Origin of the sequence: Shewanella putrefaciens (assembly GCF_016406305.1) — a bacterium.
In the GTDB taxonomy this organism is placed as follows: Bacteria; Pseudomonadota; Gammaproteobacteria; order Enterobacterales; family Shewanellaceae; genus Shewanella; species Shewanella putrefaciens_C.
Map to the genome: position 1 here is coordinate 4,492,526 of NZ_CP066369.1, position 19,886 is coordinate 4,512,411.

A 19,886-nucleotide genomic window follows, 5' to 3' on the forward strand; every position below is an offset into this window, starting at 1 on the left:
AAGCGACCAGAAGGTCGCTTTTTTATTCCGCGGTTTAACTACTCTTCACCGCTAACGGAAACGCCGCCGAAATACACTTTTTCACTTCGAAGCGATAACCGTAATGCGCTTGTTTATCCGGCGTGATCTGTAATATCTCGTAATCATTCAATTCAATCACATTAGACTCGGCGGGTTTCTCACACCGTGAACGACCATTGGCCTCGAAGGTAAAGGCAAAACTCGCTAGCAATTGTCGCACTAAGTGCTGATATTGAGCCCGCACCGATGCATAGGTTTGCTTGCGTTCTTCCTCCTCGCGTTCTTCGCTGCTTAGCTCCCGTGCATTAGCACCTTGGTCATTTTCAAGGGGTGGCTTAATCAGGACCAAATCCAGGGCTGGAGCCTTAGTCTCCCCTGTTGCATCCGGTGTCAGTCCTAATACTGGTTCAATGGCACGCTGTTCAGAGGTTTGTTGGCTTGCCGTGATTAACTCGGTAAACGATGTTTCAATACTGCCCTCTAAATCGATCAGCAGACTCAAGTGGTACAGCACCACAGACGCTAGCACGATACGGGTCACAAAGGTCGTTTTACGAAATGAGGTATGCGAGGTAAGCCGTAACGATTTGACACCTAAAGGTTTAAGTAAAAAAATCAACACTAAATAAATGGGAATAATCAGCTGCAATGCCAGCAGTACAATGGCACTCACCATCAAAAACCAAGCGGGCATATAGAGTAAAATCGCCAAGTTATGGGTGTAACTCAGATGACTCGCCGAGACGCCAACCACTTCGTTCACTATGGCGCCGGACCATCCTAAGGCAAAGTTGGCAATAATGGCATAAAACAGCAGTAACACAGCTTTGCCCGCGAGGCTGTGCCAGACCCGCTCGAACACAGGCCAGAACTCGATGGCCATAGCGATCACGGCAACCGAGGCAACTATGCCCATTCCATTGGAGCTGAAGGCGAGTATCAAGGCGATAAGATACAACTTTTGCGCAAAGGATAACTTAGCGAGCCCTTGGCTAAAATGGCGCCATAACTTACCCGTTCCTGAGTTAATATGCCCCACAGAAGGCAGGGAAATGTGTCGCAGATGCTGACGAGCAGACTCAATGTAACCATCTAAATTCATTATTATTTTATAATCCCTTAATAAACGCTAACACTAAGTTAGCCGTTCATTGATAAAAAAGACAAGCAATTTAATCAATGAAATAAGTTTGGCGATGAAAGCGCCACTGACAAGCATCCTAGACTTGTCGCTCATTCTTTATGCTGCTAGTCTGGCCATCTTAAACGATCGTTTCAACTCGGATTTTTATATGGGCAATTCAATGCAAAATACATCGGAAAGTACAATGGAAAAATTTCTCGCACAGCATCCCATAGTCACAGAAATCCCCGTCGCCTGGGGCGAAATGGATGCCCTGCAGCATGTGAATAATGTCGTCTATTTCCGTTATTTTGAAACGGCGCGTATCGACTTCTTTAACCGCCTCTTCCCGCTAGATGCCCTATACAAGTCAGGTATCGGTCCAGTGATCAGCGAGAATCAAGCCCGCTATAAACGCCCAGTGACCTTCCCCGATACTTTATTGGTCAGTGTCAGCATCAGCGATATTCACAGCGATAGATTTACCATGCATTATCAAGCCTTTAGTAAACAGCAACAGGCAGTAACAACCCTAGGCACTTCGGTCGCGGTAATGTTTAATTTTAAAACGGGTAAGAAAGCCGAACTGCCAGAAGCGCTACTGGCGATTCTCAAACAGCACGAAGTCGCTTAAGCTTTAAGCTATCCGAGTCCATGGAAAAATGGCCAGCACACTTTAGGCCACTTGAGGGAAGCATGTATGTCAGATCAAAAAAATAGTGAGATAGCCATTGAACATCAACAGGATAAGCAACGCTTTATTATCCCTATCGATGCCTATGAGGCTGTGCTTGAATATCGACTCGATGGCAAGCACATCGATTTTAACCGCACCTTTGTCCCCGACGAACTGCGCGGTAAAGGCCTTGCCGAACGCTTAGTTCGCCATGGCCTCAAATGGGCAAAAGCCCAAAACTTTGAAATCCAAGCCAGCTGCTGGTATGTGCAGAAGTTTCTGAAAAGCTAAATCCAATAAACAGGGTAGTGACGCTTGGGATCGGTGGAAAGATTATTAACTACCAGCGCGACCAGCAGAAGCAAGACTGAACCTAAAAATACTGGCATTAGGGCGTAGAGGAAGCCGAGTTGATGCACATTTTCACCACCAATCACGGCGATCAATGCCGTTGCACCACCGGGGGGATGAAGGGTGCGAGTCAGGTACATTAATGCAATAGATAGAGATACGGCTAAGGCACAGGCAAGTACCATATAATCGGCAAATATTTGGTAAACGGCGACCCCAATTAAAGCCGATAACACACTGCCACCAATCAAGTTTCTGGGTTGAGAAAACTCAGCCAGCGGTGCACCGTACACCAGTACAGCCGAAGCACCAAAAGAGCCGATGACAAACATGGTCCCCATAAAATTGGCATTCATATAAGTCGCTAGGCTGGCAACTAAATAGATGCCACAGAAAGCGCCAATCCACGACCACACTATCTTTTTAAGTGGTTGTCTTGGCGGACAAATATCCTTCGAGCGCATGCGGGTAAAATAGAATCTCATGGTTAATCCGAGCCGATAAAAATAAAACGATACAGATTAGGTGATCTGCATCACAGTTAGCGGGTCGACAAATTAACGCTTTAGCAGCGCAATTGCAATTGCGCTGGCTTAGAGTGGGCAGATTAAGCGCTTTCACCACTTAAATTAGCGAGTATTTCGCGGATATCTTCGGGGATAGGGCGGCTTTTTTCGCAGCTGTAGTCGTAATGCACGAGTGTGGTTTTCACTTCTGCGGTCTTATTGCCCGCTTGCCAACAGCTTTGGGTCAGCTCGAAGCTACTATTGCCTATGCGACTCACGTAGGTTTTTATCGTCACATTCTTGCCGTAGTAAGTTGGGGCGATAAATGCCACGGTAAAACCCGCAACGATAAGATTCCATTGGTGTAAATCCAGTTCTGGATTGAAAATCTCGAAAATCGGCGCGCGAGCCGTCTCGCACCATACGGGGATCACTGTGTTGTTAATGTGTCCTAGACCATCTATTTCGGTAAATCTTGGCTGAATTTCTAGGCTGTATTCGGTGGCAGACATACGCGCTTCCCTTTTATCATTACGATGAATAATGGATGAGTAATAGTGGATGAGCGCCACCATTAAGCAGGCCCATCCTTTGTGACAAGACTAACAGGATCTTACCACCAGCCCAAAACTGATGAACTAGGCTAGCACCTAGCACCTAGAATCTAGAATCTAGAATCTAAAATCTAGAACTGGCAGCTCGCGGTCTCTGGGGTTTGCTTGCCATTGGCGTCGTACTTTTTCATACAGCCCGCCTTACCCATATCGTAAATTGTTTCGTATTTGAGCTTGCCACTGCTGTCGTAGGACTTAAAAACCCCATGGCTTTTAGGGTTTTCTAAGTGATAGATTTTGCGCCCCTTAGTCACATGGGAAAAATCCGAGAACCCGGGTTCTTCCTGATAGATCACTCCGTTGATATAGCGTTTATGGACTACATGTTGCTCATCGATTCGCAGCATTTCGCTGGCTAACTTACCATTGCGGTCGTAACACACTTTATCCACCGCATAATTGCTGTCGAGATCCTCGATACAACTCACGGCGCCATTATCAAAATACTCCCGCTGTATGCCGCAGCGCGCAATGGCGTTATCCCAGAAATAGGGTTCACCGTTCCAAGTTTCACCTTCTTGCTGACAATAGTTCCACAAACTCTTTAACTGGCCGTTAGGATAGAAAGTGTAATGGGAGCCAGAGAGACGGTTATTCACTTGGTGACCATATCGAGCGAGGGAGTAACCACCATCGGTGGAATAACTGATACTTGGGCCGTATTCCTTACCCGCTTTATAGGCTTGGAAGGACGTTAAGCGACCGTTGGAATCAAATCGATATTCTTTATCGACTGACCCATTAGTGTAATAGCTTAATTCGGATAGTCGGCCGCCGCGATACACTCGCTGCTCACCATCTTTAATCGAGCTAGTCTCGGCATTGTTTGTGTTTAACACGCCCTCACAATCGCCGGCGTAGGGCTCTTTTCGCATCATGCATTCATCCTGCGAGGGTTTAAGTTTTACGGCGTCATTGAACTTATACTGACTCAACTCATTGAGATCACCATTTGGCTCGAGCCACATTTGTGGACCATCTAACTCGCCTTGACGATAGTTAGCTACATTGCTGACGGCATTTGGGCCCGAATACCATAAACTTTCGCCATGGAGCCGGCCCTTATCGTAATGTTTAAGGGAGAACATAAAATTATCTTTATTGAATAACTTAGCCTCACCTTGGCGTAGGCCGTTCTCATAGTTGACTTCGGTCTTGTAGAGGTAAGTCACTGATTGCTTAGTGGTAAAAGCATCGTTGGCATCTGGCGTTCGGATATATACCCAAGGGCCTGAGCGTTTTCCATCGAGGTAGTTGCCTTCACCAGTTTGAAAGCGATAATCCCCCTGGGTGACCTTTTCCGTCCAAGGGCCTTGTTTAACGCCCTTTTGGTATTGGCCTTTGCTGCCATCAGATTCAAGCCACTCGCCATCTTTCACGCCATTGCGATAAATGCCTTTTTCAGACAGCTTCTTCGCACCTTCGGTGCTGGAATCGTAATCTAGCGTATAGATTTCAGTTGGGCCGTCGAGCACATCCTGATTGTAGTGGGCAAAACCAAAGTTATCGGCCTCATCGAACACTGACTGTGCGATCCATTTACCTTGCTTTTTACCGTCAAGATACTCGCCTTCCCAATACATGGCTTGGTTCTCACTCTCCATCCACTTACCGACTTTTTTGCCTTGTTTGTATTGACCAGAGTATATCACGCTACCATTGCGGCCATCGTAGGCGGCATAGGGGCCATCGAGCACACCTTGGGCATAATGACTTTCACTGGCAAGCCCTGCCCAAGTGCTACCCATGCCCATGCTCATAAAATCGTAGGATGGACCTGTTTTAGGGATCGCGGCACCACCGCTTTTAAGCCAATCAAAATCATCGGCCTCAAAGGCCACGCTCACCAATACAAAACTACCATCTTCTTCGCTGTAGCCACTGCGGTCGAAGGTGGTCACTAGGCTATATTGGCGCTCATTGCCTTGGGCATCTTTATCTTTACGGGTGAGTGGATAACGCAATTTATATTCGACTGCGGTCTTCACATCGACGGGTGAACCTTCGGAATTACGATAACCCACTAAGGTCGGCTTGAGCTTGGTTGAGCCATCGACAATCGCTTTAATGGCGGGATCTTCAATCGCATCAACATCATAGGTCATACGATATTGTTGCGGTGGAATTTGGCTCAACACTTTACGAACCCCACCCACGGTAAACGAGGTTAAAGTTGGCGCCACTTCATCGAGCACAGCCTGTAGACGGGGGAGTTTTGTGAGCTCCTCCCCCTCAAAACCATAGCCACGCAGATGCTGACCATCGGCATCCTTGAGCATGACGATCACTTCTTTGGTGCCGCCTTTATCAAAGTCGAGATAAAAAACCGCCACGATTTCTGCAGGACCATAATCATCGATACGCACACCGGGTGCATCGCCATAGAGCATTTCGCTCCATACTTGATGATCTTTTTGGTAGAAATCCAGCCATTGGCCATTAGGCAAATCCACGGGACCGTGGACGATTTTGTCGTAATCTGCCGCGATGGCCGCAGGCATGACGACAAAAGAAGACAACAACGCCAACTTCACAGCAGCGCATAAATTACGAATCGAAAGTTCCATTTAACTATCCTTTATACCGACACCTTGCGCCTCGTGCGCACCAGCAAGCGCGCAAATTTTAAGCCAAGACAAGCACTTCAGGAAGTAGTAGAGACAAAAAAGGCCGCGATGGCGGCCTTTTAAGATCAAAAATTTAACAATTAATTATTGTACATAGCATTAATTTCATGGGCGTATTTATGGTAAATCATCTTACGGCGCAGTTTTAGCGTTGGGGTGATTAATCCCGCTTCCATTGAGAAGGCTTCAGGCAGTAGGGTGAACTTTTTAATTTGCTCAAACCCCGCCAACTCGTGCTGTAACTGCTTTAAACGTTGCTCAAAATGTTCCACCACATGGCTATGGCGCAGCAGTTCTAAAGGTGACTCGTATTTAAGGCCTTTCTCCTTCGCCCACGCCTCCAGTGACTCAAACGCGGGTACGATCAAAGCGGTCACATAGTTGCGGGCATCGGCAATAATCGCCACTTGCTCGATAAAAGGACAACGGCCCACAGTGCCTTCGACCCTTTGCGGCGCGATATATTTACCGTTGGAGGTTTTCATCAGTTCTTTAATGCGGTCAGTGATAAATAAATTACCATTAGCGTCAATCCGCCCCGCATCGCCGGTTTTTAACCAACCGTCCTCAAAAGCAGCGGCGGTGTCTTCTGGGCGATTGTAATAACCACGCATCACAGTCGCGCCACGGACTAAGATCTCATCATCTTTACCAAGCTTGATTTCGGTTTCCAATAACGGCTGACCATTCGAGCCCGGCACCCGATTATCTAAGGTATTGCAGGTCACTGTCGCGTTGGTTTCCGTCATGCCATAACCGCAAAGTACCGGAATACCAATCCCGTGGAAGAAGGCGCCCACATTAACGTCTAACGCCGCACCACCGCAGGGCATAAACTTCAAACGGCCACCGAGCACAGCTTGCAGCTTGCTGTAGACAAGTTTATTGGCAAGTTGCCATTGCAACGATAACCATAAACTGCCCTTAGCACGGCCCTGACCGACCTCGAACTGACGTTCACCCACACGCATCGCCCAAGCAAACAGCTTTTTACGACCGTCACTGGACTTAGCCACTTTGTCTTGCACAGCGCTATACACTTTTTCGAGGAAACGCGGCACCACACACAAGGTATGTGGACGCACGGCACTGATAGCCTCTTTCACTCTTTGGGTGTTTTGCAGATAGACGTTATGTCCACCACGGCACAGCACATAGAAACTCCAACCCCGCTCAAACACATGGCTCAGGGGTAAAAAAGCCAAGGACACATCGCCCGTGCTGAAGGCCAGTTTTTGATCATGTTGACGCACGGTTGACGCCATATTGCGGTAATCCAGCATCACACCCTTAGGGTCGCCCGTGGTGCCTGAGGTATAAATTAAGGTCAGTAAATCATCGAGATTGGCTGCTTGTAAACGCTGATTAAACTCGGCTTCTTGCTGAATCTCTTTCGCTGCGCCCGCTAACAATGCATCTAAATGCCAATGACGCTCGGCATTATCGGCAGCCAGAGTCACACTCGCATCGAATACAATGATCTGCTCTAGGCTAGGACACAACTTTTGCAGCTCGCAGGCCATAGCGTATTGCTTAGAGTCGTCGACAAAAATCACCTTCGCCGCCGCATCATTCACGATAAAGCTCGCCTGCTCGAGGGTGCTAGTGGGATAAATCGGCACCACAATGGCGCGACTTTTGAGCGTGCCGACATCGGCACAAGTCCACTGGGGGCAATTTTGCGCTAGGATGACGCAACGGTCTTGCACTTGTACGCCAAACTCAATCAACAGCTGTGCAATCTTGCTGCTGATCTGATCGAATGCTTGCCAGCTGACCCTATGCCAAGGTGCAGCCATTTCAAAACCTTCCAGCGCTATTGCATCCTTTAGGGACTGACTCTGCTGCTGTAAGAGTCGAATTACATGATATTGTTCGAGAGACATAAGTGACTCACCTTTTAGCTTACAAGTGTACCGCTTTTGCAGCATTCTACCCGATGACTAAATAAAAACTAAGAGTTTTTGCTCTAATGTTATGCAAATGTCGCCCAAATCACGCGGAAAAGTCCGTTTCAACCGTGAATAACATCACCTTTCCAGAGGATTTTCTTGCCCCAAATCAGTACTAGATTCCCCAGCAGCATTAATACAAAATCCCAAATAAACCAATCATCTAAATTACCGCCATCCCGTAAAGATGCAAGGCTAATAGACACCCACAGGGAATGCGCCGCGACTATCATCATAGTAAGAGTGACATGCCAAACTCGGCGGCACATACAGCCAAAACCTAATATCAGGGCGCAGGCCCAGTAAGTGCTGAGCACCAGATGACCCACTAACTGCATATTCAGCTCCCCATCGAGCCAACCCAGCAGCAGAGTACAAGCCAACATAATGCCGACCACCACATTCAGCAGTCGTTGCTGCCCACGGCAAAATGCCGCAATGAGTCCTGTTCGACCATCAAACCCAGGCATCAATAATAGGGTTTCGGTCGAGCGTGAACGCTGCACCCGGCTCCAATGCACCATAGAACACATGATCACGCTGAACTGTGCCAACAAAAGTAACACTGGGATATTCCAATGGAATTGATGCGATAACACCCCAAGCGTTAAACAGGCTACGGGTAAGAGCAACAGTAAAGCTGTCAGCATAGGGCCGATAAAAAAATTGGTTGGATGCAGATAACGCTCGAAGCGACTCAAGATACGCATAGATTGCAGATTGGGCAGCCAAAACCAGCCCATTTCGAGGCCGTTGAGATAAACCGTTCTCGCCTCAGCTCGCCAAGGTAAAGCGCGGCAGACACGAATTATCAACCCGCCTAACACCACCAGCGCAATCACGCTTAACCACAGGGGAATATGGACCGTCATCAAGGAGATAAATGGCACTAACACAAACAGTAAAAACGACGCGTAAAACCACTGAGTGCTGAGTAAACAAAGCCAAATAAAGGCAAAACTCATCACCAAAGCCAAGACTAAACTGGCTAGGCTCGAGGTTAACCCCAACACCAAACAGCACAACACGCCTATGGCAAACACGCTGGCTAAAACAGTGATACTTTGAATGTAAATATGGCGACGATAATGGGGAATTAACTGGGAACATTCGCTCGCCATCAAACGTATAAGTTGCCAGGCCACCGCCGCCGAGCTTGAGACTATTCCCATAGAAAACAACAATTCAGCACTGTCGTTTTTACCATTGACCGCGGCAAGACAAGCTAAGATCACTCCCAGTAACCCCACACCTAAAAAGCTCACACTGCCGATATCAAAACACCAAAGGCGCAGCATGCCCCTAAAAGGGTTTAACCTCTGTTGCGCCCTTTTTGTTGTCGCGGCGGGCACAAGGTTAAGCTCAGGCGCACTCATCTGTGTAGCTCCATAAACAGCTGTTCAAGGTTTAAGGCTTCATTCTTTAACACGCCCGCGATTGGCGCGCCGTGTTCAGCCAAATCAGCCAGCACTGAATCACCCACACGGCTCAGCACAGTGATCGACTCGGGCAATACCGTTTCGGGGGCGAGCGTGAGTAAGCGTACTTCTTCCCGCAGGGCATCGATTTCCTTAAACAGCACTAACTCGCCCTGTTTAATCAGCGCCACATGGCTGGCAACCCGCTCGAGATCTGAGGTGATATGGGATGAAAACAGCACAGCAGAGCCAGATTCTAGGGCGAGATCGAATAAATCGACCATAAATTTGCGCCGCACAATCGGGTCGAGGCTGGCGACGGGCTCATCGAGGATCAATAGCGCTGGCCGATAGGCCATCGCCATAATCAAGGCTAAGGATTGCCTTTGACCCACAGATAATCTTTGCACCTGTTGGGTCGCCTCTAACTCAAACCTTACTAGCCAATCCAGCTCTAATTGCCTGTCCCAATCGGGGTAAAAACTGCGGTGTAAATCGAGGGCGCGTTCAATGGTAAAACCTTCATAACCAAAGGGTTGCTGTGGAACATAGCCAATTCGTTCCTTCAGTTGTGACGTTAGATTTTCGGGTGTTTCGCCTAAGGTAGTAATACTGCCAGCATCCGGTGCCAAAATGCCCAAGGCGCAGCGCATCAGGGTCGACTTACCGGCTCCATTTTGTCCTAGCAGCCCGACAACCATGCCCGCCGTCAGAGTTAACGATAAATCCTTAAGCGCCCATTTTTCACCCGCTCCTTTGCCGCGAAAGACTTTACTGACTCGGTTAAATTCAAGTATTGGGTTATGGGCTTGGTCCATCGAATGTCATCCTTTTTATGCTATTTATCGATATGTTACTTAACGTTGCTCGCTAATCTTGCCAGCGGTCGTTGATCAATTTCAGCAACTCAACTTGACTAACGCCTAACTGTTTAGCCTGTGACAACAACGCATCGAGCTGGGGTTCGAGTAGGCTCACGCCCGAGGTCATCGCCTCGGTTCGCGGTGCAACCCGAGTCGCTTGACCACGGCGGCGTTCGAGCCAACCTTGGTCGACAAGCTGCTGAATCGCGCGGGAGACAGTCATGGGATTGACCGCAAGATGCTCGGCAATCTGGCGTACAGAGGGCAACACATCTTCCACCTGCAGTTGGCCACCCACAATTAAGCGCACGACTTGCTCGTGTAATTGTTTATAAATGGGTTCACCACTACTGGGGTTGACATTTAAAAGTTCTAACATTAGCCTTTACACACTGTATTAATACATTGATACACCGATACACTGGTATTTAAATTAACACATTCGCCCTGAAATGCAAAAAGGAAAGCGCGCATGAGAGATAGCATGATACACAGGAAGTTCAGCAACGCCGTTCAACGCCCAAGGCTGACTTGGCCACGGCATGGCGCAACTAATGCCACAGTTGCTACATGGCACACTCGTATCTTACGTACACGCATGTTAAGCATAAGCGCACTCATGCTAGCTATGGTAAGTACAACAACTTGGGCGAGTGATGTAAAAAGCCAACAGATAAACACCGCAAACAAGACCGACACTTGCTATGTGGAAGGCGTATCGGATCGCCTAAACTGCGGTTTTGTGACTGTGCCTGAAAACCCCAACAAACCCGATGGCAAACAGATCCAAGTGCATTACGTCGTTCTGCCCGCGGTGAAAAATGCCAACCATGAAGAAGCCTTACTCGCCATTGCCGGCGGCCCAGGACAATCGGCCATAGACAATGCCGCAAGCTTCAACACTATGTTAAGTAAAGTGCGTCAGCAAAGGGATATCCTGCTTATCGACCAAAGGGGCACAGGCCGTTCGAATCTATTGCAATGCGATCAAGAGGCGCAATCTGCCCTGTCCTTCGATGACGAGAATATCGATAGCTTAGCCGAAGCACAAAAATGCCTCGCAAGCATAGATGCCGACGTCAGCCAATACGGCAGCCTCAATGCAATCACAGATTTCGAAGCCGTACGGGCACACTTAGGCTACAAAAAACTGCATGTGTACGGCATCTCCTACGGCACCCGCATGGCCCAGCTTTATATGCGCCTCTACCCAGAACACTTAGCCACAGTGACCTTAGACGGCATAGTGCCAATGCAACAAAGCGTGTTAGAAATTGGCTCGGCGATTGACCGTGGCTTCGAGTTATTATTTAAGGATTGCCAAGAAAACGCGGCTTGCCATGCCCAGTTCCCAGAGCTTAAGGCCGAGTTTGAACAAGTGGCTGCCACCCTAGCCAACGCGCCAATAACGGACAAGGTTTCCGACCCTGTGACTGGCGAAAAGACCCTCTTGACTATGACGCGGGGTAAATTCTACGGTTCTATCCGCATGGCGCTGTATCAAACCAATGTGCGCGCCCTTGTGCCCCATGCTATTCATCAAGCGGCTAAAAATAACTTCCAACCGCTTCTGGGGCTATATGCCCTCACTATCGATAACGCTGGCATGGCAATGGGCATGCACGCCTCGGTGGTCTGTGGTGAAGATATGCACCGTATCACCCCCGCGATGCGCGAGCAGGCTAAAAACTCCTTTATGGGCAGAACTATGCTCGAAGGCTTAGAGGCGACTTGTACAGCTTGGAAAGTCCCCGCGGTGGATGCCAGTTTTAGCGAGCCCATTAGCAGCGATATTCCGACCTTACTCTTATCCGGTGAAATCGACCCAGCCACACCGCCAAGCTGGGGTGAGTTAGCGATGGAAAAACTCACCAATGCCAAACACTTTATCGCCCCCTATGCGACCCACGGCGTGGCCTATCAATCCTGCGCGAATAATCTTATCGCCGATCTTGTCCGTTCGGGCTCAGTCAAAGATCTCGACGGCGAGTGCTTAAAGAAAGATGTGCGCCGCAGCTTCTATTTAAATGCTAGCTCGGTAGAGCCGCTCGATGCGACCAGCATAAAAACGACAACAACAGAGAATAACGCCAGCACTGGGGCCAAGGAGTAAGCCATGATCAAAGTATCCAATCTTTCCAAACGCATAGGTGAAGTGCAGGCGCTCAAGGATTTAAGTTTTAGCGCACAAAACGGCCAAATCACTGGCTTGCTCGGCCCTAACGGCGCGGGTAAAACCACCTGTTTACGCACGATTTTTGGCTTGCTGAAACCCGATTCGGGTAAGGCTGAAATCGAAGGTATAGATGTTGCCATCGACCCTATCGGCGCTAAGCAGCAACTCGGGCTATTCCCCGATCCTTTCGGTCTGTATGAGCGCCTAACACCGCGGGAATACATTCGCTATTTTGCCGAGTTAAGCGGCTTATCATCCCGCGACGCAAAGGAAGCCACCAGCCAAGTGATCGCTAAATTGCGCCTCGAAGACATTAGCGACCGCCGCTGCAAAGGCTTCTCCCAGGGTCAAAGAATGAAAACCGCCCTCGCACAGGCGATTGTCCACAGCCCGAGCAATATTATCCTCGACGAGCCTACCCGCGGGCTGGATGTGATGAGCACTCGCCTGCTGCGTGACATTCTCATCGACCTTAAAAATCAAGGACATTGCGTACTGTTCTCCAGCCATGTGATGCAGGAAGTCGCCGCACTGTGTGACCAAGTGATCGTCATGGCACAGGGTAGCGTTGTTGCCATTGGTAGCCCAGCAGAACTCTGCGCCCAAACTGGCAAAGCCTCACTCGAAGATGCCTTTATTCAACTGATCGGCACGGATGAAGGGATAGCAGCATGATGACTTCGCAAAAATTACGCCTACGGGCTTTAACGATTAACAGATTGATATGTAAAGGCGTGAAGTTTAAGAACACAGTTAAAGGAATAACAGTATGAATAAAATAATCGCTATGATCCGCAAGGAACTCATCGATGCCGCCCGCGATAAGCGCTCGGTAATGGCAGGGCTCTACTACGCCATTGGCACGCCGCTGATCATGTGCGGCCTGTTTATGGTGTTAATTGGCCAGCTAACTAGCCCAGATGATTTGAAAATCACTATCACCCATCCCGATAAAGCGCCGGATCTCGTCCGCTTTTTATCGAATAAAGGCATTAGCAGTGGCGAAGCGAAGGACACTGATCTTAAAGCCATAGAGCTTATCATCAGCACCGACTATGCCGAGCAGATGAACCAAGGCAAAGGCGCCGAGATCACTATCGTTGCGGATAACTCCGATGAAAAACTGCAAAACTCAATTCGTCGCTTAGAGAAACAGTTGCAAGCCTATAGCGCCGAAATGGGCAGCCTACGCTTAATTGCCCGCGGTATCGATCCCCGCGTGATGCAGCCGCTAAAGGTCAATATTCACGACCAAGCGACCACTGACTCTAAGGGCGGGATGATCTTAGGTATCGCGATTTTCACTATGATTTACTCGGTATTTATCTCGGGTATGAACCTTGCCATAGATACCAGCGCCGGCGAGCGTGAGCGTAACTCCTTAGCCCTATTGCTGAGCCACCCACTGACCACTCGCCAATTAGTGCTGTCGAAAATTATCGCCGTGAGCCTATTTGCCCTCCTAGGATTAGTGTTGATCTTGCTGGTATCGAAAATCGCCTACACCTTTGTACCTTGGCAAGAGCTGGGCTTTAGCGTCAATATCACCAGCGAATTTATCGCCTTGATGTTAATCGTCGGCATCCCCGTCGCTTTAATGGCCGCTTGCCTGCAATTGTTTGTGTCTTTTATGGCGAAAACCTTTAAGGAAGCCCAATCCTACCTGACCATAGTGTTATTTGTGCCCTTGGCCCTGTCGATGGCGGCCAGCTACAACATAGCCCCAGATATGCTGCAATGGTTGCCCGTTTCGGGTCAGCAGCAGGCATTAATGGACTTTATCAAAGGTAAAGATTTGCCCATGTTGCAGTTACTGGTTTCGACCTTAGGCACGCTGGCCATTGCGGTCTTACTCGCCTTTGGCATGGAAAGGTCACTCAAGAGCGAAAAAGTGATCTTCGGTTTATAGGGTGCTGCGATTGATCAACTTGGACCAATGAACTTGAATCGACAAACTTGGGGCGATAAGCCTCTCGCCCCAAGTTAACAACCTCAATAGCGACGGGAGTGTATGATGGAAAACGAATATATCATTATGATCATTATGGTCACCTTCATCATAGGTGTGAGTGCCACTGAGATGTTTAAACATTATCTCAAGGCACGCCAACTCGGATTAGGTGCCACGGACAATGGGCAACTCGAGGATAAAGTGACTCAACTCAGCCTACAAAACCAAGCCTTAATTGAGCGAGTGCAAGTGCTGGAAAAAATAGTGACTGAAGCCGATATCACAGAAACCAATAGCCAGTTAGCGCAGCAAATTGAAGCCTTAAGGTAAGGACTAACTTGGCTTAAGGCTCACAACAGGCTTCAATATCGAACTCATATTGTTGGGTATTAAACCTTTGCCTATAGGCCTTAGGCGACAGACTCGTCAGCTGCATAAACAGCTTACGGAACGAGCTAGTATCCTCGTAACCCACACGAGTCACGATCTCCTCTAGGGCTAAACTCGTGGTCTCGAGTAAGCGCTTTGCCTCATCGACGCGAAGGCGTTGCACATAGCTGGCGGGGGTTTCGTTTAGCGCCTTCTTGAAGCGCCGGATCAAGGTGCGTTTGCCCAATGCAAATCTTGCCGCTATGTCTTCAAGCAATAGCGGCTCGGTAAGATGATGTTGCATCCACTGCTGCACGTTCCAGATCACTTCATCCCTGTGGCTTAGTGCCATCAAGTCCATAGTCATAAAGGGTTGTTGTGATTGCCGATTTGGATCGATCAGCAGGATCTTTGCCATCTGAGTCGCCAATTTCTCCCCCGCTAGAATGTGCACTAAATGCAAGGCGAGGCTCATATTGGAGGTAGTCGCCCCAGCCGTGTGAATCGAACCGTCGGAGACCACCAGCTTATCCATGCGCAGGTGTACCTTGGCAAAGTGGCGCTGAAACATTTCATTCAGCCACCAAACCGTGGTGGCCTCGCGCCCATCGAGCAAACCCGACGCCGCCAAGATCAAAGTGCCCGAGCAATAGGCCATCACAGGTTTTCCCGTTGCGGCATACAAATGTAGCGGCGCAAATAAGGGCTCAAAATCATTAAGATAATTTTGAAACTCGGCCTTATTGGTGACTAAGGCAGAGGCGAGGATCACCGCATCCGCATGTAAAATATCCTCAGCCCGACTAAGCCCGGATGCGGGCACCTTAATGCCTTGATTTGTAATGATATCGCCACCATGACTCGATATCACTCGGCATTCAAACAGATCCTCCGTCGCCTGCGGGTTGACCCTGCGCCAATAGGTATTGCAGAAGCTAAACACATCGAGAAACCCCACAATCCCGCTAGCAACCGTATTATCGGTGGCCAATATCGTAATTTTTTTCATGGCTCTCACCCTATTATTTATCGCTCGCATCGTTCGGCTGCCAATTTGCAGGTTAAGGGCACTGCAATAACAGCTTAGCCTATCGACTCAAAATGTCACTAATCACCATTAAATTGTCAATAATGACACTTCAATCTCAGTTTGCAAGTTCTTAGACTGTGCTCATTGGTTCTTACAGGAATGGGTAGCGATATGATGCGAACAGATTTAAAAGGATTAGCACTGAATCAACTGATAGGTTTTGGGCTTCTAAGCATCACTTGGACGCTCCTGCTCTGGCTAAACTTTACCATTGCCCCGGATTTCTTCGCCCATTTTGTCGCCATCCCAGCGCTATTTATCGCCTCCGGCGTGTCTACGCTGCTGATAACAACAGGTAAACCCAATGGCAAGATCACTCGGTGAATAAAAAACCCAAGCTAGGCTTGGGTTTAATGGGTGAACTAGGGTAAAAACTATTTTGCCTTAGGCCTGAATGGTTTAATCACAGCTTCATTGCACTCTAAATACGGGCCTTCCATTAAGTCGATGCAGTAAGGAATCGCGGGGAACACGGCATCTAAACATTCGCGAATCGATTTTGGCTTGCCGGGCAAGTTCACGATCAAAGAATCGCCACGTAAACCTGCGGTTTGGCGGGATAAAATCGCCGTCGGTACAAATTTTAATGACTCAGCACGCATCAACTCGCCAAAGCCTGGCATCATACGATCGCAGACGGCTTCGGTGGCTTCTGGGGTGACATCGCGTTTCGCAGGTCCTGTGCCACCTGTGGTAACAATCAAACAGCAATCCTGCTCGTCGGCCATCTTGATCAGCGTCGCTTCAATCACATCCTGCTCATCGGGGATCACTTGATAAATCGGCTCCCACTCACTGGTGAGGTAATCGTTGAGCGTGTCGATAATTGCCTTGCCTGAGATATCTTCATAAATCCCCGCGCTGGCGCGATCGCTTACCGTCACAATACCGATTTTTGCTTTGCTCATAGGAAATCCCCAATGGTGTTGAAATAAAACCCTGCCGAAATAGCATTATGTCGACATAAAACATGGCAGCAGCCGCTACAGCTTCGACCTTAAGCCGCAGCTAAAATAGCATAAATGCTCGGAAAAGGGGGCGACTAAAACGTGACGTGGCTCGCGCTATGCGTAGCATTTGTATCTATGGGGAAGATGCTGTGAGCACAAAAAAATGAACATTTTCGACTTAACCAACAAGCGCCAGTTATTATCAAAGCACAGGCCGGGTCAGAGTGCTTAATCTGGCCGTTATCCTCTCACTAATTATTTGTTTAAGCAGCTCACTACCGGGGGCATTCGCAATAACCTTTTCCCAAGCTTTTGCCACTTTTTTGCCAAGGTCATTCATCAACACTTTTCCTGCTCGTTCACCCAGCCCTATCGCTTCGGCAAAGGCAATAAAATCATGGCCTGTATAGTAACCATAGTGCTCATATGATGATGTACTGAACCCTCTTTCCACCTCAGACTCAAGCAACCAAATACTTAACTCACCCGAATTATCGTATTGCTTGTAGGGAGCAACAGAAACCATGTCATAGATAGGTGTGTACCCAGAGGCCCTGTTACTGTCACTGGCACGGCTCAAGGAAATATTTTTCAAATGCAAATCATTGTTGCCAACGATATAAGCCATTAAGACCTGCAGAAAGCCATCTTTGAGTAATTGCACATGGCCACCACTCAATTGATACGCTTCTTTAATTGCCCTTTCATAGGACAATGCATCGCTACTCTTATTCCCCGGCGCAACGTTTAGTGCAGATGCCAGATCTTCGATAAATTCACGCCTTCTGCCAGTCTCTCTGTCCAGATCAAACCGTGCAGTCACATAGGCCAATTGCCCGCAACTAAAGGGGACTAAGTAATGTTCCGCGACATTGAAACCGACAGCTTTACACAACTGCATGATCATAAATTCGTTCTCCGCCAACTCTGGAAAGTCGTTGGGGGAAGGTTTGACTATGTATGGCCCCATGCCAACGGCGTTGGTCAGGGTTTTAGTTTTGCCTTTGGCATAGGTCAGAAACATTTTAGGTTGAACACCAGAGATAGACACGCCACCTAAGGATTCCATGGCCACGTCGTTAAACTCGCTACGGGGAAAATCAATCTGGTAACCTTTAAGGCTTTTCATCGGAACAGGGCTCAATTCTATCGCCGACGAAATATCGTCTCCTCGATACTCAGTCAGCACACTGACGGGGCCAATAAGCTCGGCACCATTTCCCAGTAATAAGCCAAACTTGTCATCTTGATCTAATCTGGCGATTCTCGCTTGATGACGCCTCACCCAACCTTCGCTCATCAGGTTAGCAAAGAATGGCGGTAGATGATTTCGGCGGTATGGCTCATGGATGATTGGCAGCCTATAGCCAATCTGCGGCAGACCTGACGCAATGTACGAGGCCGCATAGGTGAAGCTGTATTCATACCCCGCTGGCGTGTCGTACTCTAACAGTTCGCCGGCAAACCGGTTGTTACTGTAGACATAACCAATTCGATTAGATCTCATGACTTAGACTCATTCGAAGCGCTAATTTGTACACTAACGTCCGATGCTTTCTTCCCTATAAATAAATCGAGCCCAATAGTATTGAGCAACGCTTTTAGCGAGCCAACTTTTACCGACTCAAGCTTGCTCATAATTTTGTAGTAGGTGGCTGGCGCAATATCGGCAAATAAGGTTAACTCCTTCACTTTCAGCTGCCCCATATGTTCCGCCACCATATCCTGTAGCGTCTGTTGCGTTAGCGGCTGAAATCCATCACGTTTTTGTTTAAGAAGCAGTCTTTGCAATTCACTATCTAACGCTGCCATCTGCACAGCTAGCTGGTTTCTCATGTTAAGCATCTGATTAATCTGAGTATCACCTTCTATATTTTTAATATCAGACATCAGTACCACCTCACATAGTTAAGTTTCACCACAGGTATTCTGTAGCAATTATTATCACTAACGCATAATTTTTATGGCGTAAACAATGAATAATTACACTATAGCAGCATATTTTCATTTTTTAGCTGCTATAGCGATATTTTCACCATTAAAAATTAATTTAGTACATTATAGTGAAATATATGTGTAATTTATGCCAAGGAGAAGGGAAAAACATCGACTCAGACCTAAAGCAAAATTTAGCTCACCTGCGCCAACGTAGGTAAAGAGGGAAACGCGCCCTTTTGCCCGCAGGTAATGGCGCCGCAGCGAGTGGCAAATACTACCGCCACCTCTAAGTACTCTTTGCTGGCTAGCCTTTGTTTCAAGGTTAAATTGCCTAAATCGTATTGCAGATCTAAACCTAAGGCGAACAGAAAACCTGAGATAAAACTGTCCCCCGCAGCCGTGGTATCGACGGCAGAGATGTTTGGGACTGGGACGCTAAACCTGTGCTGCGCTGTGATGCATTGCACTGGATTAGCGCCATCGGTGACCAAAATCACCTCAACCCCTTGGGCAAGGCAGAACTGCAGATAATCTTCGAAACTCCTTTCCCGCGTCAGAGCTAAACTCTTATCCCGCGCTAACGCTAAATAGTCCGCTTCTTCACGGCTCATTTTCAGCACTTGGGTGTAACGGAAACACTGCTCAACCCGCTCGGTCAGCAAAGACGTGTCCTGCCACAGGGATAAACGCAGGTTCACATCGAAACTCACTAAAGTCGCGAACGCATTGGCACAACGTGCGCCATAAAGGCTAGTGTTAAAGATGGCGGTTTCGGTAAAGGTATTCGAGCAAAGGTGAAAAATATTAATCCCCTGCCATGGAATATTGTCAAAATGCTGATTGCTGTAGCGCATATCGGCGGTGCCATTGCGGTTGAATTCAAAGGTGCGCTCACCCTGTTCATCTAAATTGACCAACACAGTGGCGGTAGCGGCGCCCGGCACTTCGGCAAGATAATCGATCGCCACACCCTGCTCCGCTAAGGCTTGCTTTAACATGACGCCATAATGGTCGGCGCTGATGCCGCCGGCAAAGTAACTCTTACCGCCGAGTTTCGCGTAACCTACGGCCACATTGGCAGGCGCGCCACCCGCAATCGGCTGATGATGCTTGCCCGTGGCATCGGTTGGCAGCAAGTCCACTAACACCTCACCGAAACTGAGTAATACCGTCATTTCCACTCCAACTTTGTATTCTATATTCTGTATCAGGCAAAAAAGCCCACTTTCATGGGCTGTTTTGGCTTAGCATTTTTTCTGTA

The 19,886-nt window shown here is 48.3% G+C and carries 20 protein-coding genes; 7 read left to right on the top strand and 13 right to left on the bottom strand.

Annotation, left to right across the window (positions count from 1 at the left end):
• Positions 1-34: 34 nt before the first annotated feature.
• Positions 35-1,123: a hypothetical protein gene (locus tag JFT56_RS19460; protein WP_198781614.1), complete on the bottom strand. Its 1,089-nt coding sequence runs from the start codon at positions 1,121-1,123 to the stop codon at positions 35-37.
• Between the two features lie 226 nt (positions 1,124-1,349).
• Here JFT56_RS19460 and JFT56_RS19465 point away from each other — a divergent pair, with 226 nt between their 5' ends.
• Positions 1,350-1,778, top strand: coding sequence for an acyl-CoA thioesterase (locus tag JFT56_RS19465; protein ID WP_198781616.1), 429 nt, complete (start codon positions 1,350-1,352; stop codon positions 1,776-1,778).
• A 66-nt stretch (positions 1,779-1,844) separates the two neighbouring features.
• Positions 1,845-2,111: a GNAT family N-acetyltransferase gene (locus tag JFT56_RS19470; RefSeq protein WP_198781617.1), complete on the top strand. Its 267-nt coding sequence runs from the start codon at positions 1,845-1,847 to the stop codon at positions 2,109-2,111.
• On the opposite strand, the gene JFT56_RS19475 is transcribed toward JFT56_RS19470, so the two are convergent.
• The 7 genes from JFT56_RS19475 to JFT56_RS19505 all read right to left on the bottom strand — a co-directional run bounded on the left by JFT56_RS19475 (position 2,108) and on the right by JFT56_RS19505 (position 10,530).
• Positions 2,108-2,656 carry an HPP family protein gene (locus JFT56_RS19475; RefSeq protein WP_198781618.1) on the bottom strand — a complete coding sequence of 183 codons (549 nt, stop codon included), beginning with the start codon at positions 2,654-2,656 and terminating at the stop codon, positions 2,108-2,110. The genes JFT56_RS19470 and JFT56_RS19475 overlap by 4 nt on opposite strands.
• 122 nt (positions 2,657-2,778) lie before the next feature.
• Complete coding sequence (locus JFT56_RS19480; protein WP_198781620.1) at positions 2,779-3,189, bottom strand: acyl-CoA thioesterase; 411 nt, start codon at positions 3,187-3,189, stop codon at positions 2,779-2,781.
• A gap of 173 nt (positions 3,190-3,362) precedes the next feature.
• Positions 3,363-5,858 carry a hypothetical protein gene (locus tag JFT56_RS19485; protein WP_198781621.1) on the bottom strand — a complete coding sequence of 832 codons (2,496 nt, stop codon included), beginning with the start codon at positions 5,856-5,858 and terminating at the stop codon, positions 3,363-3,365.
• Positions 5,859-5,998: 140 nt separating this feature from the next.
• Positions 5,999-7,804 (bottom strand): AMP-dependent synthetase/ligase, encoded by a 1,806-nt coding sequence (locus JFT56_RS19490; protein WP_198781623.1) that lies wholly within the window; start codon positions 7,802-7,804, stop codon positions 5,999-6,001.
• Between the two features lie 128 nt (positions 7,805-7,932).
• Positions 7,933-9,246, bottom strand: coding sequence for an ABC transporter permease (locus JFT56_RS19495; protein ID WP_198781624.1), 1,314 nt, complete (start codon positions 9,244-9,246; stop codon positions 7,933-7,935).
• Positions 9,243-10,106 carry an ABC transporter ATP-binding protein gene (locus tag JFT56_RS19500; protein WP_198781626.1) on the bottom strand — a complete coding sequence of 288 codons (864 nt, stop codon included), beginning with the start codon at positions 10,104-10,106 and terminating at the stop codon, positions 9,243-9,245. Before JFT56_RS19500 ends, JFT56_RS19495 begins: the two co-directional genes overlap by 4 nt.
• Before the next feature lie 52 nt (positions 10,107-10,158).
• A complete protein-coding gene (locus JFT56_RS19505; RefSeq protein WP_198781627.1) occupies positions 10,159-10,530 on the bottom strand; it encodes a GntR family transcriptional regulator in 372 nt (123 codons plus the stop codon).
• Between the two features lie 93 nt (positions 10,531-10,623).
• Between JFT56_RS19505 and JFT56_RS19510 the strand changes: the two genes are divergently transcribed.
• The 4 genes from JFT56_RS19510 to JFT56_RS19525 all read left to right on the top strand — a co-directional run bounded on the left by JFT56_RS19510 (position 10,624) and on the right by JFT56_RS19525 (position 14,608).
• Positions 10,624-12,264, top strand: coding sequence for an alpha/beta hydrolase (locus JFT56_RS19510; RefSeq protein WP_198781629.1), 1,641 nt, complete (start codon positions 10,624-10,626; stop codon positions 12,262-12,264).
• A 3-nt stretch (positions 12,265-12,267) separates the two neighbouring features.
• On the top strand, positions 12,268-13,002 hold the full coding sequence (locus JFT56_RS19515; RefSeq protein ID WP_198781630.1) for an ATP-binding cassette domain-containing protein: 735 nt from the start codon (positions 12,268-12,270) through the stop codon (positions 13,000-13,002).
• A gap of 94 nt (positions 13,003-13,096) precedes the next feature.
• Complete coding sequence (locus JFT56_RS19520; protein WP_198781631.1) at positions 13,097-14,236, top strand: ABC transporter permease; 1,140 nt, start codon at positions 13,097-13,099, stop codon at positions 14,234-14,236.
• 105 nt (positions 14,237-14,341) lie between these two features.
• Positions 14,342-14,608, top strand: a complete 267-nt coding sequence (locus tag JFT56_RS19525; protein WP_198783652.1) for a hypothetical protein — start codon at positions 14,342-14,344, stop codon at positions 14,606-14,608.
• Positions 14,609-14,621: 13 nt separating this feature from the next.
• Here JFT56_RS19525 and JFT56_RS19530 read toward each other — a convergent pair whose 3' ends face one another.
• Positions 14,622-15,656, bottom strand: coding sequence for a GlxA family transcriptional regulator (locus JFT56_RS19530; protein WP_198781633.1), 1,035 nt, complete (start codon positions 15,654-15,656; stop codon positions 14,622-14,624).
• A gap of 192 nt (positions 15,657-15,848) precedes the next feature.
• Here JFT56_RS19530 and JFT56_RS19535 point away from each other — a divergent pair, with 192 nt between their 5' ends.
• Positions 15,849-16,061, top strand: coding sequence for a hypothetical protein (locus JFT56_RS19535; RefSeq protein ID WP_233095554.1), 213 nt, complete (start codon positions 15,849-15,851; stop codon positions 16,059-16,061).
• Between the two features lie 50 nt (positions 16,062-16,111).
• On the opposite strand, the gene mog is transcribed toward JFT56_RS19535, so the two are convergent.
• The 4 genes from mog to JFT56_RS19555 form a co-directional block, all read right to left on the bottom strand.
• On the bottom strand, positions 16,112-16,645 hold the full coding sequence (gene mog, locus JFT56_RS19540) for a molybdopterin adenylyltransferase (RefSeq protein WP_006083754.1): 534 nt from the start codon (positions 16,643-16,645) through the stop codon (positions 16,112-16,114).
• Positions 16,646-16,889: 244 nt separating this feature from the next.
• On the bottom strand, positions 16,890-18,194 hold the full coding sequence (locus tag JFT56_RS19545; protein WP_198781635.1) for a type II toxin-antitoxin system HipA family toxin: 1,305 nt from the start codon (positions 18,192-18,194) through the stop codon (positions 16,890-16,892).
• Entirely contained in the window at positions 18,191-18,577 is a 387-nt protein-coding gene (locus JFT56_RS19550; protein ID WP_198781636.1) for a hypothetical protein, read from the bottom strand. The genes JFT56_RS19545 and JFT56_RS19550 overlap by 4 nt, the downstream gene beginning before the upstream one ends.
• 239 nt (positions 18,578-18,816) lie before the next feature.
• Positions 18,817-19,800: a carbohydrate kinase family protein gene (locus JFT56_RS19555; protein ID WP_198781638.1), complete on the bottom strand. Its 984-nt coding sequence runs from the start codon at positions 19,798-19,800 to the stop codon at positions 18,817-18,819.
• Positions 19,801-19,886 lie beyond the last annotated feature (86 nt).

Excerpts from the sequence above, each read along its gene's own strand:
- JFT56_RS19495 (WP_198781624.1), bottom strand. The coding sequence starts at position 9,246 with ATGAGTGCGCCTGAGCTTAACCTTGTGCCCGCCGCGACAACAAAAAGG.
- JFT56_RS19505 (WP_198781627.1), bottom strand. The coding sequence starts at position 10,530 with ATGTTAGAACTTTTAAATGTCAACCCCAGTAGTGGTGAACCCATTTAT.
- JFT56_RS19500 (WP_198781626.1), bottom strand. The coding sequence starts at position 10,106 with ATGGACCAAGCCCATAACCCAATACTTGAATTTAACCGAGTCAGTAAA.
- JFT56_RS19515 (WP_198781630.1), top strand. The coding sequence starts at position 12,268 with ATGATCAAAGTATCCAATCTTTCCAAACGCATAGGTGAAGTGCAGGCG.
- JFT56_RS19550 (WP_198781636.1), bottom strand. The coding sequence starts at position 18,577 with ATGTCTGATATTAAAAATATAGAAGGTGATACTCAGATTAATCAGATG.
- JFT56_RS19490 (WP_198781623.1), bottom strand. The coding sequence starts at position 7,804 with ATGTCTCTCGAACAATATCATGTAATTCGACTCTTACAGCAGCAGAGT.
- JFT56_RS19520 (WP_198781631.1), top strand. The coding sequence starts at position 13,097 with ATGAATAAAATAATCGCTATGATCCGCAAGGAACTCATCGATGCCGCC.
- JFT56_RS19545 (WP_198781635.1), bottom strand. The coding sequence starts at position 18,194 with ATGAGATCTAATCGAATTGGTTATGTCTACAGTAACAACCGGTTTGCC.
- JFT56_RS19525 (WP_198783652.1), top strand. The coding sequence starts at position 14,342 with ATGGAAAACGAATATATCATTATGATCATTATGGTCACCTTCATCATA.
- JFT56_RS19485 (WP_198781621.1), bottom strand. The coding sequence starts at position 5,858 with ATGGAACTTTCGATTCGTAATTTATGCGCTGCTGTGAAGTTGGCGTTG.
- JFT56_RS19555 (WP_198781638.1), bottom strand. The coding sequence starts at position 19,800 with ATGACGGTATTACTCAGTTTCGGTGAGGTGTTAGTGGACTTGCTGCCA.
- JFT56_RS19460 (WP_198781614.1), bottom strand. The coding sequence starts at position 1,123 with ATGAATTTAGATGGTTACATTGAGTCTGCTCGTCAGCATCTGCGACAC.
- JFT56_RS19530 (WP_198781633.1), bottom strand. The coding sequence starts at position 15,656 with ATGAAAAAAATTACGATATTGGCCACCGATAATACGGTTGCTAGCGGG.
- JFT56_RS19475 (WP_198781618.1), bottom strand. The coding sequence starts at position 2,656 with ATGAGATTCTATTTTACCCGCATGCGCTCGAAGGATATTTGTCCGCCA.
- JFT56_RS19535 (WP_233095554.1), top strand. The coding sequence starts at position 15,849 with ATGATGCGAACAGATTTAAAAGGATTAGCACTGAATCAACTGATAGGT.
- JFT56_RS19470 (WP_198781617.1), top strand. The coding sequence starts at position 1,845 with ATGTCAGATCAAAAAAATAGTGAGATAGCCATTGAACATCAACAGGAT.
- JFT56_RS19510 (WP_198781629.1), top strand. The coding sequence starts at position 10,624 with ATGAGAGATAGCATGATACACAGGAAGTTCAGCAACGCCGTTCAACGC.
- mog (WP_006083754.1), bottom strand. The coding sequence starts at position 16,645 with ATGAGCAAAGCAAAAATCGGTATTGTGACGGTAAGCGATCGCGCCAGC.
- JFT56_RS19480 (WP_198781620.1), bottom strand. The coding sequence starts at position 3,189 with ATGTCTGCCACCGAATACAGCCTAGAAATTCAGCCAAGATTTACCGAA.
- JFT56_RS19465 (WP_198781616.1), top strand. The coding sequence starts at position 1,350 with ATGGAAAAATTTCTCGCACAGCATCCCATAGTCACAGAAATCCCCGTC.